Here is a 16,629-nt window from a genome sequence, read left to right on the forward strand (position 1 = left end):
CCGAGGAGTCGGGTGTGCTGGAGGTCCGCAACCTCGAAGTCGTCTACGACGACGTGATGCTCGTGCTGCGCGGCGTGAGCCTCAGCGTGCCGCCCGGGGCGATCGTGGCGCTGCTCGGCGCGAACGGCGCGGGCAAGACGACCTTGCTCCGTGCCGTGTCCGGGCTGCTCGACGTGCACGACGGCGAGATCACCAAGGGCAGTGTGACGCTGGAGGGCGAGCCCATCCACCACCTCAGACCCGCCCAGATCGTGCGGCGCGGGGTCAGCCAGGTGATGGAGGGCCGCCGCATCCTCGCCGAGCTGACCGTCGAGGAGAACCTCAAGGTCGGCGGCCACACGGCGGCCGAGTCCCACCTGGACCGCGTCTACGGCCTGTTCCCGCTGCTGCGGGAGCGGCGCAGGAGCGTGTCCGGCTACCTGTCGGGCGGCGAGCAGCAGATGCTGGCCGTCGGCCGCGCCCTCATGGCCGGGCCGAAGTACCTGCTGCTGGACGAGCCCAGCCTGGGCCTGGCGCCGTCGCTGGTCGCCCAGGTGCGTGACCTCATCGTCGAGATCAACCGGCAGGGCACCACGGTCCTGCTGGTCGAGCAGAACGCCACGATGGCCCTGTCCATCGCCTCCCACGGCTACGTCATGGAGACCGGCAAGGTCGTGATGGACAAGCCGTCCGGCGAACTGCTCGCCGACGAGGACATCAAGGAGTTCTACCTGGGGGCCGTCAGGTCCTTCCGCGAGGTCAAGCACTACAAGCGGAGGAAACGATGGCTCTCCTGACGTTCGAGGACGTGCACCTGAGCTTCGCCGGCGTCAAGGCCGTCGACGGCGTCTCGTTCGAGGTCCGGCAGGCCGAGCTGCTGGCGATCATCGGGCCGAACGGCGCGGGCAAGACCTCGATCTTCAACGTGCTCTCGGGGGTCTACCGGCCCCAGCGCGGCCGGGTCACGTTCCTGGGCGAGGACCTGCTGCTGAAACGGCCGCACGAGATCGCCGCCATGGGCCTGGCCAGGACGTTCCAGAACGTCGAGCTGTTCCACAACCTGACCGTCCTGGACAACCTCATGCTCGGCCGCCACCACCACTTCCGCTACGGCGCCCTGGCCGCGCTGCTCTGGTACGGGCGGGCCAGGCGCGCGGAGCTGGCCGCCCGCGCCCAGGTCGAGGAGATCATCGACTTCCTCGAACTCGAGGCCTGGCGGCGCCATCCCGTGCGGCTGCTGCCGTACGGGATCCAGAAGCGGGTCGAGCTGGGCCGGGCGCTGGCCATGGAGCCCCGGCTGCTCCTGCTGGACGAGCCGGTGGCCGGCATGAACCTGGAGGAGACCGAGGACATGGCCAGGTTCGTGCTGGACATCCGGGACGAGCTGGGCATCCCGGTCGTCCTCGTGGACCACGACATGGGGCTGGTGATGGACCTGGCCGACCGGGTGCTCGTGCTCGACTTCGGCCGCCCGGTCGCGCTCGGCACCCCGGCCGAGGTCCAGCAGGACCCCCGCGTGATCGAGGCGTATCTGGGAGGGGTTGCATGAGCATCGTCACCAGGGTGCGGGACCGTGCCCGCAGCACCCCCGGCGCGGTCGCCATGCGGCACAAGGACCTGGGCATCTGGCGGGAGGTCACCTGGGCCGCGTACTGGACCCAGGTGGAGCTCGTCGCCCACGCCCTGCTCGCCCTCGGCGTCGAGCCCGGGGACCGCGTCGCCGTCCACTCCGAGAACCGCCCCGAATGGCTCTACGGCGATCTCGGCACGGTCGCCGTCCGGGGCGTCACCGTCGGCCTCTACCCCACGAACCCGCCCGCCGAGGTCGCCTACCTCCTCGCGGACTCCGGCGCGAAGATCCTCATCGCCGAGGACCAGGAGCAGGTGGACAAGGCGCTCAAGGTCCTCGACGAGTGCCCCGAGCTGCGGCGCATCGTCTACCTGGAGCCGCGCGGCATCCGTGGCCGCTACGACGACGGCGTCCTGATGTCCTGGCCCGAACTGCTCGCCCTCGGGGCCGAGCACCGCGCCGTGCACCCCGACGCCGTGGAGCGCCGCATGGCCGAGGCCGAGCCCGGCGACGTGATGACGCTCATCTACACCTCGGGCACCACGGGCCCGCCCAAGGGCGTCATGCTCACGATCGGGAACGTGGAGTTCGCCGTCAGCACGCTCGTCCTGGGCGGCGGCTTCACCTCCCCGCCGCCCTCCGAACGCGACCTGACGCTGTCGTACCTGCCGCTGTGCCACGTGGCCGAGCGGGCGTTCACCGTGTGGTTCAACTCGGCCGCCGGCGTGCAGGTGAACTTCGCCGAGTCCAGCGACACCGTGCAGGCCAACCTGCGGGAGGTGCAGCCGACGATCCTGTTCGGGGTGCCGCGGATCTGGGAGAAGGTCCTGGCCCAGGTCGACATCCGGCTGGAGTCGGCCTCGCCGGTCAAGCGGGCGGTGACCCGGTTCTGGCTGCGGGTGGCCGACCGGATCGGCGACGCGCTGGTGCGCACGGGCGGCCGGCACACGTTCGGGACGCGGCTGGCGTACGGGGTGGGCTGGGTGTTCTGCTACCGCTCGCTGCGCGAGCGGCTCGGGATGCGGCGGGTCAGGTACGCGGCCTCGGGGGCCGCGCCGATCGCGCCCGGCGTGCTCAAGTTCTACATGGGGATCGGCATCCCCATGCACGAGGTGTACGGGATGAGCGAGAACACCGCCATCGCCACCGCCAACCGCCCCGGCAGGGTGCGCCTGGGCACGGTCGGCGAGCCGCACCCCGGCGTCGAGCTGAAGATCGACGAGGCCACCGGCGAGATCATGACCCGGCATCCCGGGAACTTCGCCGGCTACTGGCGCAACCCCCGGGCCACCGCCGACGTGCTGGACGAGGACGGCTGGCTGCACACCGGGGACGTGGGCGAGTTCGTCGAGGGCACGCACGTGCGGATCACCGACAGGATGAAGGACGTCATCATCACGGCCGGCGGCAAGAACGTCGCGCCCAGCGAGATCGAGAACGCGCTGAAGGCGTCGCCGTACCTGAAGGAAGCCATCGTGATCGGGGACCGGCGGCCGTACCTGGTGGCGCTCATCGGGATCGAGCCGGACACGGTGGGGGAGTGGGCGCGGCGGCGCGGGCTGCCGTACACGACCTATCGGGATCTGTCGGAGAAGCCGGAGACGCGGGAGCTGGTCCGGGGGATCGTGGACGAGGTGAACACCCGCTTCGCCCGGGTCGAGCAGGTGCGGCGGTTCACGTTCCTGCCCAAGGAGCTCGACCACGAGGACGGCGAGCTGACCGCCACCCAGAAGGTCAAGCGCGCCGCCGTCGCCAAGCTGTTCGAGGACCTGGTGGAAGGGATGTACGCCCGGTGAAGGGGCTGCTCGAGACCGTGATCAGGGGCCTGGGGAACGGCTCGGTGTACGCGCTGCTCGCGCTCGGGTTCGTGATCATCTACAAGGCCACGCGGGTGATCAGCTTCGCGCAGCCCGCGCTGATGCTGGCCGGCGCCGTCGCGGTGAGCTACCTGGCCGAGGTGACCGGCTTCTACGCCGCCGTCCTGCTGTCGGCGCTGCTCATCGCCCTGGTGGCGCTCGGGATCGAGCGGGTCGCGATCAGGCCCATGGTGGGGCGGCCGGTGTTCGTCGTGGCGATCATCACGCTCGGCATCGACGTGGTGGTGCGGGTGGTGGTGAACGGCTTCATCGGCCGGGACGTGCGGCAGGTCGGGGACCCGTGGGGGTTCACGCAGGTGTCGCTCGGGTCGCTGGTCGTGCAGCGGCGCTGGCTGGCCATGCTGTTGGTCACGGCGGTGCTGGTGGCGCTGCTGTTCGCGTTCTTCCGTTACACGAGGTACGGGCTGGCGATGCGGGCGGCGGCGTTCGACCAGGAGACCGCCCTGGCGCAGGGGGTTTCGGTGGGGGCCGTGTTCGCGCTGTCGTGGGCGCTGGCCGGGTTCCTGGCGGCCGTGGCCGGCATGTTCGTCGGGACCGGGCAGGGGATCGAGCAGCTCACCTGGGTGGTCGCGTTGAAGGCGCTGCCGGCGATCATCGTGGGCGGGCTCGACTCGCTCGGCGGCGCGGTCGTGGGCGGGCTGGTGGTCGGGGTCGTGGAGTCGCTGTTCCAGTCGTACCAGGGGGAGTTCGCGCCCTGGCTGGGGCAGAATTTCGCGGTCGTGTCGCCGTACGTGGTGATGTTGATCGTCCTGTTGGTCAGGCCGTACGGCCTGTTCGGGACCCGGGAGGTCGAGCGGGTATGACCGGGACGCGATCCGCGGCGCGCTCCGCCGTTCCTGACATACCGACCGGACGGTCTCGCCGGGTGCGCGGGCGGCCGCTGCTCTACACCTCCTACGCCCAGGACATGGCGCTGCTCGACACCCCGGCGAAGCGGGTGTGGACGGGGCTGCTGGTGCTGCTGGCGTTCGGGCTGGCGGTGCTGCTGCAGGACCGGTCGCTGGAGGTGCTGGCGGGCGCGTACGCGCTGGCCATCGGCGCCATCGGCCTCAACATCGTCACCGGCTACGCCGGGCAGGTCTCGCTCGGGCACGCGTTCTTCGTCGCCATCGGCGCCTACACCGCCGCCGCCGTGTCCGGTCCCGTGGACGGCCAGCGCATCGGCTTCGGCCTCGCGGAGATCTGGATCTGGCTGCCCGCGGCCGGAATGGTCGCCGCCGTGGCCGGGGTGCTGGTCGCGCCGCTGGCCACCCGCCTGCGCGGCCTCTATCTGGCCGTCGTCACGCTCGGGCTGGTGTTCCTCGGCGAGCACGTCTTCAAGGAGTGGCAGGCCCTCACCGGCGGGCCGGGGGTCGGGCGCGAGGCGGCGGTCCCGCAGCTCTTCGGCGTGCGCCTCGACCAGGACGGGCCGCTCGGCACCAGGGAGCAGTCGCTGTACGTGCTCATGCTGGCGCTGCTCGTCGTCTTCGCCCTGGCGGCCCGCAACCTGGCCCGCTCGCGCGTCGGCCGCGCCTTCGCCGCCATCCGCGACCGGGACATCGCGGCCGAGGTCATCGGGGTGCCGCTCACCCGCTACAAGGTCCTGGCCTTCGGCATCTCGTCCTTCTACGCGGGCTGCGCCGGGGGCCTGCTCTACACGATCTCCGGGTACGTCGAGCCCGGGTCGTTCAGCCTGCTGCTGTCGGTGCAGTTCATCGCGATGGTGCTGATCGGCGGGGTGGCCACCGTGTCGGGGTCGGTCGCGGGGGCGCTGTTCATCTCGCTGCTGCAGCCGCTGACCAGGGCGCTGCCGGCGCTGGTGCCGTTCGTGAGCGCGGACACCACGTTGACGCCGAACGTGTTCCAGGTCGAGACCGTGCTGTACGGGCTGCTCATCGTGGTGTTCCTGATCTTCGAGCCACGGGGGCTGTTCGGCCTGTGGATTCGGGTCCGCAACTACTGGAAGTCCTGGCCTTTCTCCTACTAGAAGGTGATTTTTCATGAAGAGTCGCTATGCAGCGGGATTTATCGCGGTAGTGGCCCTTCTGTCCGCGTGCGGCGTCTTCCGGGGGGACGACGAGGGCAGCAAGGGCGGCGCCCAGGCTCCAGGTGTCACCACCGCACCCTGTCCTACCGCGGTGGACGCCAAGAAGGGCTGCATCTACCTCGGCACGATCTCCGACCTGACCTCCGGCCCCTTCGCCGCGCTGGCCGTGCCGATCACCGACGCCCAGAAGGCGTTCTGGGCCCGCGTCAACAAGGCCGGCGGCATCGGCGGCAAGTACGAGGTCGACGTCACCAAGTACGTACGGGACAACAAGTACAACCCGGAGGTGCACCGCCAGGTCTACAACGAGATCAAGGACCACGTGCTCGCGCTGGCCCAGACGCTCGGCTCGCCCACGACCGCCGCCATCCTCGGCGACCTCAAGGCCAACAGCGTCGTCGCCGCCCCCGCCTCGTGGACCTCGGCCTGGGAGTTCGAGGACGTCATGATCGAGAGCGGCTCCAACTACTGCGTCGAGGCCATGAACTCCGTGGACTACGCGATGGACACGTACAAGCCGAAGTCGGTCATGGCCGTCCACCTGGCCGGCGACTACGGCGCGGACGCCGCCGCCGGCGCCAAGATCGCCGCCGAGCGCAACGGCCTGAAGTTCACCAACGTCGAGACCCCCTCGGGCGCCACCGAGCAGGGCCGGGCCATCACCGAGATCACCAAGAACAAGCCCGACCTGGTCATCCTCACCACCGGCCCGGCCGACGCCGCCACGATCATCGGCCAGGCGGCCGCGGCCGGCTACAAGGGCCGCTTCATCGGCACCGGCCCCACCTGGAACCCGGCCCTGCTGAAGTCCCCCGCCGCCCCCGCCCTCAAGGCCCTGTACGAGCAGTCGGCCCCGGGCAGGCCATGGGGCGCCGACACCCCGGGGCACAAGGCGATGCGCGACGCGCTGCCCGGAGTGACGCCCAACGACGGGTACACCTCGGGCTGGGCCTGGGCGTACCCGATGAAGGCGGCCCTGGACGCGATGGTGGCCGGCGGGGACGTGAGCCGCAAGGGGCTGCTGGCGGCCGTCAAGACGCTGAGGACGGTGGACTACGAGGGCATGCTCCCGCCGGAGGCGGGCAACTACGCGGACGCGTCGAGCGCCGCGGTGTTCAGGCAGACGCTGATCAACAAGGTCGACGAGCAGGCGCCGACGGGCGTGACGATCGTCAAGGACTTCTTCACGGGGCCGACGGCGCAGGGGTACACGTTCGACGGTCCTTGCTACAACAAGCTCTAGCGAACGCGAAGGGCGGACCCGTGTGTTCCACGAGTCCGCCCTTTCACTGTGAGGCAGGCGCTAGTTGGCGCTGACCTTGCGCTGGATGTCGATGAGGATGCTCATCATCTCGTTCTGGTTGCCCTGCAGACTGTTGATCTTGCCGTCCACGGAGTCGAACCTGGCGTCGACGGACTCGAACCTGGCGTCGATCTCCGCGAACTTCGTGTCGATCTTGGCGTCGAGTGCGGTGACCCTCTCGTCGAGGACGGTGACCTTGGTGTCGAGGGCCGTAACCCTCTCGTCAAGGACGGTGACCTTGGCGTCCAGAGAGGTCACCTTCGCGTCGAGGGTCTTGACGTGGTTGGCCACGCCGTTGATCCGCTCGGTGAGCTGCTGCCCGAGCTCCGTCTGGTCCGCCCGGAGCCGGATGAACTCGTTGTCCAACTCGGTGCCGAGGTTGCTGCAGAGTTCCTTGAAGCTCATGTTGATCTCCCTTACCTTGGAGGTAAGGGACCGGGGATTGTAGGGATCTCCGGTCCCGCTTTCTTTGCCAAGAGGATACCCCCTCAATTGGCGATCACAAGCGGAATCGAATGAAGATTCCCCTGGTCAGAGGGCAACTAGCACCTTAAGTCCGGAATTATCCCCCCGAATTAGAAAGAATTATTTTCAGGTTAAGCGCGGGTGCGAATGGGGTATCGAAATCGCCGCCCCCGCCGGTCGTCAGAGCTTGCCGAGGCCGCGGGCCAGGATGGTGGCCGTGCGGGCGATGGCCGTGTCGTCGCCGGTCTCGCCCGCGGCGCGGTTCGTGTAAATGGCCATGATGATGGGAGACTCGCCCTTCTTGGGCCAGATGACCGCGATGTCGTTCCCCCCGCCAAAAGCCCCGTTCGTGCCGGTCTTGTCGCCGATCGTCCAGGTCTTCGGCAGGCCGGCGCGGATGCGGGCGTCCCCGGTCTTGGTCGCGATCATCCAGGCGTTGAGCTGCTCCCGGTCCTTGGCGGTGAGCGCGTTCCCGGTCGTGACCGCGCGCAGGTCGCGGGCGATGGACGCGGGCGTCGTGGTGTCGCGCTTCTCCTTGGGCGTCCAGTCGTTCAGCTCGGTCTCCCAGCGGTCCAGGCGGGAGATCGGGTCCTTCAGCGTGCGGAAGTACTGCGTCAGGCCGGCCGGCCCGCCGACCTGCTTGAGCACCATGTTGCCCGCGGTGTTGTCGCTCAGGGTGATGGTCGCCTCGCACAGCTGGTTGACGGTCAGGCCGTCCTCCACGTGCTTCTCGGTGGTGGGGGAGTTCGGCTTGAGGTCGTCGGCCGTCCAGCGCACGACCCTCTCCATCAGCCCGGGGTCGGAGGTGCGCGCCTTGTGCAGCACGGCCGCGCAGGCCATCGCCTTGAACGTGGACAGCAGCGGGAACCGCTCGTTCGACCGGTAGCCGATCGTCCTGCCGGTGGCGGTGTCGATGGCGTACGCGCCGATGCGCCCCTTGAACGACGCCTCCAGCGCGCGCAGCTCCTTGCGGGCCTGGGCCTCGCCCGAGAGCGCCTGCACGGAGCTCGTGGCCGAGGCCGCGCCCGCCGGGAGGGCCCCGCCCGTCAGGAAGGAGATGGTCAACGTGGCTGCTGCCGTGAAGCGGCGGTTTCGCATGCTTGGTCCTTACGGTCGTCCGTCAATGGGCAAGGAGCAAAGCAGACGCGATCACCACGTGTCTAATAGCGATATCGCGAAGAAGTCGATATCGGTTCACGCATGAGCGCAGGTCAGAACCATGATTCCGGCGACGATCGGCCCGGCGGCGTGCACGCACAACGCGGGCACGACCCCGGCCACCCCGCCGAGCACCCCCGCCATCCCCATGCCGCCCAGCGCGGTGGCCGCGTGGGCGCTGCCCAGGACGCCGAACACGCTTCCCCGCCGGTCGTCGCCGGCGACGTTCTGGGCCAGCGTGGCGAACCCCGCCGTCGCGGCCGCCGCGGGCACCCCGGCCAGCCCGACCAGCACCAGCGCCGGCCACAGCGCGGGCACGGCCAGCGGATAGGTGAACAGGGCCAGGTCCACCAGCCCGAAGACGACCGTCGCCCCGCCCAGCAGCACCCGAGGGTCGGCGCGCCCCGGACGGAGTGCCACGACGAGCCCGCCCAGGATCCCGCCGACCGCCTGCACCGACAGGAACAGCCCGTAGGCGTCGCCCGCGCCGCCGAGCACGTCGCTCACGAAGGGCGCGGCGAGCGTGGCGAAGATCCCCTCGCCCAGCCCCGTGATCATCATGTACGCCACCAGCAGGCGGACACTCGCGTCCCCCATGGCCAGGCGGAGCCCGGCGACCCACTGCCCGCCCATCGTCGCCGTCCTCGCCGGGCGTCCGGGCGGCCGGAGGGTGGCCTGCAGGGCAGCGGAGACCAGGAAGCTGGCCACGTCGATCAGCACGACCGCGGCCAGCCCTCCGGCGCTGACGGCGAGCCCGCCCAGCATCGCGCCCAGCAGGCGGGCGACTTGGCCGGTCTGGCCGTGCAGGGCGTTGGCCCGTACGAGCTGCGACTCCGCCACGATCTGCGGCACGAGGGCCTTCTGCGCGGGAGCGAGCACGGTGCTCAGGACGCCGGTCCACAGCGCGACGGCGTACACGATCCACACCTGGTCCGGCCCGCGTACGGCCAGCAGTGGCAGCAGGCCGAGCGCGAGCAGCACGTCGGTGACGACCAGCACCTGGCGACGATCCCACCGGTCGGCCAGCACCCCGGCCAGTGACCCGAGCACGACGTCGGGCAGCCGCGAGACCAGCAGCATGATCGCGGTGGACAGGGTGGAGCCGGTGAGGCGGTAGACGTGGAACGCCAGCCCGGTGCTGATCACCCAGTCGCCGGTCTGCGAGATCAGCCCGGCGAGGAGCAGGCGCCGGTAGTCCCGGTTGTCGGCCAACAGCGCGCGAACCCCGCCGCCTTGGTCGCGGCCGTCACCTGACGCGTGGACCCCACCAGCGGGGCGGGGCTCAGTCACCGGAGCCCGTGGGTGGCAAGGGGACGACCAGTTGCGTCACCAGCACGGGCCGGGCGCCGGCGGGGCGGGCCGAGGGGTCGTCGACGCGGGCCATCAGCGGCCCGAGCAGCTTCGCCACCGCCGCGCCCAGAGCCGTCACCTCCTCCGCCGTGGCGTAGAGGTACAGGTTCCCCAGACCGCCCACCCCCCGCCACGGCTCGGGCTCGTCCCCGCGATGCTGCTGCCACTCGGCCAGGCGTGACAGCGCGCGCTCGGCGATCACCTGCTCCAGCAGGCTCCGGGCGGCCGCCTGCTCCGGCCCGGCCGCGTCGTCGTCCCACTCCTGGAGGGTCTCGGTCGCCTTCCACGGCCGCTCGCGCTCGTCGCGCGCCGCCGCCTGCTCCACGAAGCCGTACTTGGCCAGCTGCCGCAGATGGTACGAGGCCAGCGCCTGGCTGATGCCCACCTCTCGCGCCGCGTCGGCGGCGGTCATCGCGCCCGCCCTCAGCAGCAGCTCGTGCAGCGCCAGCCGCACCGGGTGCGCGAACGCCCGCATCGCGGCCGGGTCGCTGAGCCGTCGCCGCGAGGATTCCAAAGACATGCTTGGAATCTTGGGCGCCCGTTGCCGGAGATGTCAAGGGAACCTTTGGAATGCGTTGGGTAGGGTCGAGGTATGCGACTCCTCAAGAGCCGATTCGTGCCCCTGGCCGCCTTCGCCGTCTGTGTCTTCGCCGCCGGATGCGGTGAGGTCAACAGCACCATCGACAAGGCGCAAGCGTGCCTCGAAGCCCCGAAGATCGTCGCCGACCTGGGTGCCCAGCTCAAGACGCTCGCCGACGATCCCAAGGCCATGGACAAGGCCCTCGACGACGCCGCCACCAAGCTCAACGACGTGGCCGACAAGGCCGCCAACACCACGATCAAGGAAGCCTCCGACGACCTGGCCAAGACGCTGAGCGGCATCAACGTCACCAACGTCAACGACGCCGTGGACGCCACCCAGAAGGTCCTCACCGAGAGCGCGGCCTACGCCGAGAAGGTGGCCAAGGCCTGTACTGGCTGAATCCCAACTTCTCTAGGGGAAATGGGGACGAATTACCGTTTTTCCCATGGAACCCGACCCGCGTTTCACCTTGGCCAATGAACGAACCTTCCTCACCTGGCTGAGCACGGCGCTGGCGCTCAGTGCGGGTGGGGTGGCGATGGCGGCGGTGCCCGAGCACGTGTTCGTGCCGTGGATCCGTACCGCGCTGGCCGTGGTGCTGGTGACGCTTTCCGCGCTCGCGGCGGGCATGGCGTATCCGCGCTGGCGCAACATCCAGCGCGCCCTGCGCCAGCAGGCGCCGCTGCCGCCCCCCGCGCTCGCGGCGGTCTTCGGGTACGGCGTGGCGGCCGTGGCCGTGATCGCCCTCGTGCTGATCATCCTGGCCGCCTGAGCCCGAGGCCGGATCAGGTGACCCCGGAGAAGGAGATCTGGGACGAGGGGCTGCAGAGCGAGCGCACCCGGCTGGCCTGGGTGCGCACGGCCGTGGCGCTGGCCACCGGCGGGCTCGGCGCGGCCGGGCTGTCCCTCAGGCACGGCCTGCCCGTGGCCTCGATGGTGGTGTTCGCGCTGGCCGCGCTCTGCGGCGCCGTGCTGCTGATCAGGACCCGGGCGCGGTTCCGCCGCGTGCAGGAGGCCCTGCACGGCGGCAAGCCGCTGAACCCGGGGCTCGACGTGCTGTTCGCCTGGCTCGGCACCATGTGCGTGGTGGCCGGCGCCATCGTCTTTGTTCTGGCGATTCGGTAAGCGCGGTTGCCAGATCCGGAAAAGGAGGCACACACTCGGAGGTGAGGGGGTGACCTCGTTGGAAGAAGAACACAGGATCGTGCCTTTCGAGTGCCGCGGTTGCTGGCACGTATGGGAAGAGGAGTACCTCGTCAGGCACATCGACGACCGTCACGGAAACGAGCGGGAGATCTGGTTGCACGCCGGGCTCCCCGTGCTGCCGCCGTCCCCGGGGGGCGTCATGTGCCCGAGGTGCGGCTGTCAGCAGGCCACGACCTTCCCGGACGGTTACCTGTCCCGACATCCGGAGCTGATCCCGCCCGCGGAGCCCCCCGCGCCGGACGCGACTCCGCTGCTCAGCCCGGTTCGAAAGTCCATCTACGAACGACTAACCTGACACTTGGTGAGCATTCCATAGCGGAAAGTGTCATAAGGCCCGTCTTGCGGGCGCGCGAAGTCAAGCGGACACTCGGGATCGACGGCGATCGGAAGCCGGGGGGGTGGTCCCAGTGACCGAAGGATTCGACACCCGCGAGGCGTGGCCTTTCGAATGCCTTCGTTGCTTACATGTCTGGGAAGAGAACTTCGTCGTCAGACATCTCACAGACGTGCACGGCAACGAGGTGGACCTCTGGCTCAGCTCGGGAGTGACCGTGCCGCCGCCCTGGTCGGGCACCTGCTGCCCGCTCTGCGGCGCGTACCAGGTGACCTCGTTCCCCAGGGGGTATTTAGCGCGGCATCCCGAACTCGTGCCCGCCCCCGATCCGGAGCCCGAGCCGGTCCTCGCCGCGGCGACGCCGGAGCCGGGCAGGGTGTCCGCGCCGCGGACCCACCTGCCCGGCAGGCTGCTGATCGCTCTCGGGGTGCCCCTGGCGCTGTTCGTCGGGTACGAGCTGTACGCGAACGCCGTGGCCATGGCGCACCACTAGGGAGCTAGCTGAGGCTCTCCAGCCACGCCTGGTGCAGCCCGGCGTACCGGCCCGAGGCCGCGATGAGCCGGTCCGGCGGACCGTCCTCGACGATCTCGCCCCGGTCCATCACCAGCACCCGGTCGGCGATCTCCACCGTCGAGAGGCGGTGCGCGATGATCAGCGCCGTCCGGTCGGCCAGGATCGTGCGCAGCGCGCGCTGCACCAGCCGCTCGCTCGGCACGTCGAGGCTGGAGGTGGCCTCGTCGAGGATCAGCACCGCGGGATCGGCGAGGAACGCCCTGGCGAACGCCACGAGCTGGCGCTGCCCGGCCGACATCCGGCCGCCGCGCTTGCCCACCTCGGTGTCGTAGCCGTCGGGCAGGCTCGAGACGAACTCGTGCGCCCCGATGGCCTTGGCCGCCTCGCGCACCTCCCGGTCGGTGGCGTCGGGCCGGCCGAACCTGATGTTGTCGGCGACCGTACCGCTGAACAGGAAGTTCTCCTGCGTCACCATGACCACGGCCGCGCGCAGCGCCGGCTCGTCCAGCGTGCGCAGATCGACGCCGTCGAGCAGCACGCGGCCGTCGGTGGGGTCGTAGAAGCGGGAGATCAGCTTGGCCAGCGTCGTCTTGCCCGCGCCCGTCGCCCCGACCAGCGCCACGGTCTGCCCGGCCGGGACCGTCAGGTCGAGCCGGGGCAGGATCGGCATCTCCTCGACGTAGGCGAACCTGACGCCCTCGAAGCGCACCTTGCCGCGCGCCCTGCCGTCCGGCAGCCTGGCCGGCTCGCGCGGCTCGGGCACGGAGGGCTCCTCCTCCAGCACGCCCGACAGCTTCTCCAGCGCAGCGCCGGCCGACTGCAGGGTGTTGTAGAACTGGCTGACCTCCTGCATCGGCTCGTAGAACTGGCGCAGGTAGAGCAGGAACGCGGCCAGCACGCCGACCTTGACCTCGTCCTGCAGCGCCAGCCAGCCGCCGTACAGCAGCACGCCGCCGATCGTCAGGTTGCCGATCAGCTTGATCCCGGTCATGAACGTCGCGCCGAGCTGCATGCTGCGCGCGTTCGCGCCCCGGTAGTCGTCGTTGAGCTGCTCGAAGATCTCCTGGTTGCGCGGCTCCCTGCGGAAGGCCTGCACCGCGCGGATGCCGGTCATCGACTCCACGAAGTGCACGATCACCAGCGCCACCGTCTCCCGCGTACGGCGGTAGACGATCGCCGACTGCGTCCGGAACCACCGGGTGAACAGCAGCAGGAACGGCAGCGGGACGAGCGCCAGCAGGCCCAGGTGCACGTCCAGCACCAGCAGCAGCACGGCCGTGCCGGCCATGGTCAGCACGGCCTTGACCAGCGCGTCGAACCCCGACTGGAGCAGCTCCGCGATGGCCTCGACGTCCGAGGTCAGCCGCGAGATGACCCGCCCGGAGGTGTACTGCTCGTGGAAGCTCAGCGACAGGCGCTGGAAGTGGTCGAACACCCTCCTGCGCAGTTCGAGCAGGGTGCCCTGGCCGATCTGGCCGGACAGCGTCAGGAACGCCCGGCGCGTGAGCGCCTGCGTGATCGCCGCGGCCAGGATCACCCCGACCACGGTCAGCAGGACGGCGGGGCCGGCCCCGCTCTTGATCGGCGGGATGCCCTCGTCGATCCCGATGGAGACCAGGAAGGGGATCGAGAGCCCGGCCGCGTTGGAGACGACGACGATCGCGACGAGCAGCCCGATCTTCTTCCGGTACGGCCTGAGCAGCGCGCCGAGCAGCCGCCGGGAGCGCTCCCGGAGCAGGACGGACACCTTCTCCGGCAGCTCGTCCTGGTCCTCGGAGGACACGCCCCGCCAGGACGCCGTGGTGGTCGTGGTCATCGCAGCGCTCCTTCCGCGGCGTCGTCGAAGTCGGCGTCCTGGGCCAGCAGCTCGCGGTATTCGGGCACCTGGGCTAGCAGCTCGTGGTGCTGCCCGACGTGCGTGATCGTGCCGCCCCGCAGCAGCGCCACCTTGTCGGCCAGCAGCACGGTCGAGGCGCGGTGGGCGACCACGATGCCGGTCGCGTCACGCAGCACGTGCCGCAGCGCCTCCTCCACGAGCGCCTCGGTCTCCACGTCGAGCGCGGAGAGGGTGTCGTCGAGCACGAGGATGCGCGGATGGCTCAGCACGGCCCGCGCCAGGGCCAGGCGCTGCCGCTGGCCGCCGGACAGGGACAGGCCCTGCTCGCCGATGCGGGTGTCGAGGCCCCACGGCAGGTCGTACACGAACATGGCCTGCGCGGTCTGGATGGCCTCGGCCAGCTCCTCGTCGGTGGCGTCGAGCCGGCCGAGCGTGAGGTTCTCCCGCACGCTCATCGAGAACAGCGTCGGCTCCTCGAACGCCGTGGCCACCACCGAGCGGAGGCTGGTCAGCTCGAGGTCGCGCACGTCGTAGCCGTCGATCGTGACGCGGCCCTCGGTGGGGTCGATCAGCCGTGGCACCAGGGCGGTCAGCGTGGTCTTGCCGGAGCCGGTCGCGCCCACGACGGCCACCGTCTCACCGGGGCGCACGTCCAGCCAGACGTCGCGCAGCACCGGCTCCTCGGAGTCGTGGAAGCGGAACCCGACGCCCTCGAAGCGCAGGTGGCCGCGGGGCCCGTCGATGGTCCGCGTGCCGCCCTCGATGGCGGGCACGGTGTCCATGACCTCCATGAGGCGGTCGGCGGAGGTCATGGCCTCCTGGGCCATGGCCAGGATGTAGCCCAGGCTCGCGATCGGCCAGACGAGCTGGAGCATCAGCGTGGTGAACGCGACCAGCGCGCCCAGCGTCAGCGAGCCCGTGCCGACGGCCAGCGCGCCCAGCAGCAGCACCAGGGCCAGCGTGATGTTGGGGATGATCTCGAGGAAGGCGAAGAACTTGGCCAGCAGCCGGGCCTTGTCCATGGAGGTGCCGTAGACCTTGAGCGCGCCCTCGTCGTAGCGGTCGAAGACGTAGTGGCGGCGGCCGAAGGCCTTGATCGTGCGGATGCCGAGGGCGGACTCCTCGACGAGCGTGGCCAGGTCGCCCTGCTCGTCCTGCACCTGGCGGGAGGTCTTGATGTAGCGCTTCTCGAACCGCAGCGACAGCCACACGATCGGTACGGCCGAGGCCAGCACCAGCAGCCCGAGCGGCCAGTACTTGTTCAGCAGCAGCACGGTCACCGTGATCAGCTGCAGGATGTTCATGACCAGGAAGAGCATGCCGAAGCCGAGGAAGCGCCGGATGGTCGACAGGTCGGTCGTGGCCCGGGATAACAGCTGGCCGGACTGCCAGTCGCCGTGGAAGCCCATGGGCAGCCGCTGCAGGTGCGCGTAGAGGTCGTCGCGGATCGCGGTCTCCAGGCCGAGCACCGGCTTCACCTGGGCCCACCGCCGCAGCAGGATCAGCAGGGCCTCGACGACGCCGACGCCGATCGCGAGCAGCCCGAGGGGGAGCAGCGCGCCGGAGTCCCCGTGGGCCACGGGACCGTCGATGACCTTCTCGCTGATGAGCGGGAGCGCGATGCCGGCCGCGATGCCGACGATCGCCGCCAGCCAGATGAACACCAATCTGACGACGTAGGGGCGGAGGTAGGACTTCATCCGCCACAGGGAGTTGGAGGAGAGCAGGGGACGTTGAGGTATGTGCGTATCGGGAGGCATCCCTTCTAGGCTATTACGAGGGTTCAACCGATTTTCAGTAGCCCGAAGAGTGCGGTTCTTGTACGTGACGTGCGGAAACAGTGAAAGATCTTGCACATTCGGCTGACCGTTACTTTTGTTGTGATCTGTTGGGGTATGTTCTTGGCCCTGCTCGGCGGCCGTCTAGGATGGGGGACTCATGATCGCTGAATCGGAGATGCCGCACCTGCGCCGCTGCGTCGAGCTGGCCGCGCGGGCGCTGGAGGTGGGCGACGAGCCGTTCGGGTCGGTGCTGGTCTCCGGCGACGGCGCCGTGCTGGCCGAGGACCACAACCGGGTGGCCGCCGGCGACAACACGCAGCATCCGGAGTTCGCGCTGGCCCGCTGGTCGGCGGCGCACCTGACGCCCGAGGAGCGGGCGGCCGCCACCGTCTACACCTCCGGCGAGCACTGCCCGATGTGCGCGGCCGCCCACGCGTGGGTCGGGCTGGGCCGCATCGTGTACGTGGCCTCGTCGGAGCAGCTCGCCGCGTGGCTGTCCGAGCTCGGCGTCCCGCAGCCGCCCGTACGCACGCTCCCGGTCAACGAGGTCGCCCCCGGGGTGGTGGTCGACGGCCCGGTGCCGGAGCTGGCCGAGGAGGTCCACGAGCTGCATCGCCGTTTCCACGGCTGAGCAAATATGCCGTTT

The 16,629-nt window shown here is 70.0% G+C and carries 17 protein-coding genes; 11 read left to right on the forward strand and 6 right to left on the reverse strand.

The genetic code is table 11. From position 1 onward, the window contains the following. Window positions 1-14: 14 nt before the first annotated feature. The 6 genes from ACWDX9_RS11450 to ACWDX9_RS11475 all read left to right on the forward strand — a co-directional run bounded on the left by ACWDX9_RS11450 (window position 15) and on the right by ACWDX9_RS11475 (window position 6,695). Window positions 15-776: an ABC transporter ATP-binding protein gene (locus ACWDX9_RS11450; protein WP_355194710.1), complete on the forward strand. Its 762-nt coding sequence runs from the start codon at window positions 15-17 to the stop codon at window positions 774-776. Beyond that, on the forward strand, window positions 764-1,528 hold the full coding sequence (locus ACWDX9_RS11455; RefSeq protein WP_449951934.1) for an ABC transporter ATP-binding protein: 765 nt from the start codon (window positions 764-766) through the stop codon (window positions 1,526-1,528). Before ACWDX9_RS11450 ends, ACWDX9_RS11455 begins: the two co-directional genes overlap by 13 nt. Beyond that, a complete protein-coding gene (locus ACWDX9_RS11460) occupies window positions 1,525-3,345 on the forward strand; it encodes an AMP-dependent synthetase/ligase (protein ID WP_449951937.1) in 1,821 nt (606 codons plus the stop codon). The genes ACWDX9_RS11455 and ACWDX9_RS11460 overlap by 4 nt, the downstream gene beginning before the upstream one ends. Then, on the forward strand, window positions 3,342-4,229 hold the full coding sequence (locus ACWDX9_RS11465) for a branched-chain amino acid ABC transporter permease (protein WP_350722469.1): 888 nt from the start codon (window positions 3,342-3,344) through the stop codon (window positions 4,227-4,229). Before ACWDX9_RS11460 ends, ACWDX9_RS11465 begins: the two co-directional genes overlap by 4 nt. 62 nt (window positions 4,230-4,291) lie before the next feature. Continuing rightward, window positions 4,292-5,392 carry a branched-chain amino acid ABC transporter permease gene (locus tag ACWDX9_RS11470; RefSeq protein WP_449951940.1) on the forward strand — a complete coding sequence of 367 codons (1,101 nt, stop codon included), beginning with the start codon at window positions 4,292-4,294 and terminating at the stop codon, window positions 5,390-5,392. Between the two features lie 13 nt (window positions 5,393-5,405). After that, window positions 5,406-6,695 (forward strand): ABC transporter substrate-binding protein, encoded by a 1,290-nt coding sequence (locus ACWDX9_RS11475; protein ID WP_449951943.1) that lies wholly within the window; start codon window positions 5,406-5,408, stop codon window positions 6,693-6,695. Window positions 6,696-6,755: 60 nt separating this feature from the next. Here the strand turns inward: ACWDX9_RS11475 and ACWDX9_RS11480 are convergent, their stop codons facing one another. From ACWDX9_RS11480 to ACWDX9_RS11495, 4 genes are all read right to left on the reverse strand, one after another. Continuing rightward, complete coding sequence (locus ACWDX9_RS11480; protein WP_449951946.1) at window positions 6,756-7,160, reverse strand: hypothetical protein; 405 nt, start codon at window positions 7,158-7,160, stop codon at window positions 6,756-6,758. 240 nt (window positions 7,161-7,400) lie between these two features. Further along, window positions 7,401-8,318 (reverse strand): class A beta-lactamase, encoded by a 918-nt coding sequence (gene bla, locus ACWDX9_RS11485; RefSeq protein WP_449951949.1) that lies wholly within the window; start codon window positions 8,316-8,318, stop codon window positions 7,401-7,403. Between the two features lie 96 nt (window positions 8,319-8,414). Next, entirely contained in the window at window positions 8,415-9,590 is a 1,176-nt protein-coding gene (locus tag ACWDX9_RS11490) for an MFS transporter (protein WP_449951952.1), read from the reverse strand. 70 nt (window positions 9,591-9,660) lie between these two features. Beyond that, window positions 9,661-10,248, reverse strand: coding sequence for a winged helix-turn-helix domain-containing protein (locus ACWDX9_RS11495; protein WP_350722457.1), 588 nt, complete (start codon window positions 10,246-10,248; stop codon window positions 9,661-9,663). A 72-nt stretch (window positions 10,249-10,320) separates the two neighbouring features. On the opposite strand from ACWDX9_RS11495, the gene ACWDX9_RS11500 reads away from it, so the two are divergent. The 4 genes from ACWDX9_RS11500 to ACWDX9_RS11515 all read left to right on the forward strand — a co-directional run bounded on the left by ACWDX9_RS11500 (window position 10,321) and on the right by ACWDX9_RS11515 (window position 12,344). Next, window positions 10,321-10,710 carry a hypothetical protein gene (locus tag ACWDX9_RS11500; protein ID WP_350722455.1) on the forward strand — a complete coding sequence of 130 codons (390 nt, stop codon included), beginning with the start codon at window positions 10,321-10,323 and terminating at the stop codon, window positions 10,708-10,710. 46 nt (window positions 10,711-10,756) lie between these two features. Beyond that, window positions 10,757-11,083, forward strand: a complete 327-nt coding sequence (locus tag ACWDX9_RS11505) for a YidH family protein (protein ID WP_185077672.1) — start codon at window positions 10,757-10,759, stop codon at window positions 11,081-11,083. A 17-nt stretch (window positions 11,084-11,100) separates the two neighbouring features. Next, window positions 11,101-11,436, forward strand: a complete 336-nt coding sequence (locus tag ACWDX9_RS11510) for a DUF202 domain-containing protein (RefSeq protein ID WP_364239353.1) — start codon at window positions 11,101-11,103, stop codon at window positions 11,434-11,436. 587 nt (window positions 11,437-12,023) lie between these two features. Continuing rightward, window positions 12,024-12,344 (forward strand): hypothetical protein, encoded by a 321-nt coding sequence (locus tag ACWDX9_RS11515; protein ID WP_449951955.1) that lies wholly within the window; start codon window positions 12,024-12,026, stop codon window positions 12,342-12,344. A 4-nt stretch (window positions 12,345-12,348) separates the two neighbouring features. Here ACWDX9_RS11515 and ACWDX9_RS11520 read toward each other — a convergent pair whose 3' ends face one another. Together ACWDX9_RS11520 and ACWDX9_RS11525 are read right to left on the reverse strand one after the other, a co-directional pair. Next, window positions 12,349-14,181, reverse strand: a complete 1,833-nt coding sequence (locus tag ACWDX9_RS11520; RefSeq protein ID WP_449951958.1) for an ABC transporter ATP-binding protein — start codon at window positions 14,179-14,181, stop codon at window positions 12,349-12,351. Next, window positions 14,178-15,962 carry an ABC transporter ATP-binding protein gene (locus ACWDX9_RS11525; protein WP_449951961.1) on the reverse strand — a complete coding sequence of 595 codons (1,785 nt, stop codon included), beginning with the start codon at window positions 15,960-15,962 and terminating at the stop codon, window positions 14,178-14,180. Before ACWDX9_RS11525 ends, ACWDX9_RS11520 begins: the two co-directional genes overlap by 4 nt. Before the next feature lie 178 nt (window positions 15,963-16,140). Between ACWDX9_RS11525 and ACWDX9_RS11530 the strand changes: the two genes are divergently transcribed. Then, complete coding sequence (locus tag ACWDX9_RS11530) at window positions 16,141-16,614, forward strand: nucleoside deaminase (protein ID WP_449951963.1); 474 nt, start codon at window positions 16,141-16,143, stop codon at window positions 16,612-16,614. Window positions 16,615-16,629: the final 15 nt, after the last annotated feature.

The sequence above is a fragment of the Nonomuraea sp. NPDC003201 genome, assembly GCF_053590415.1.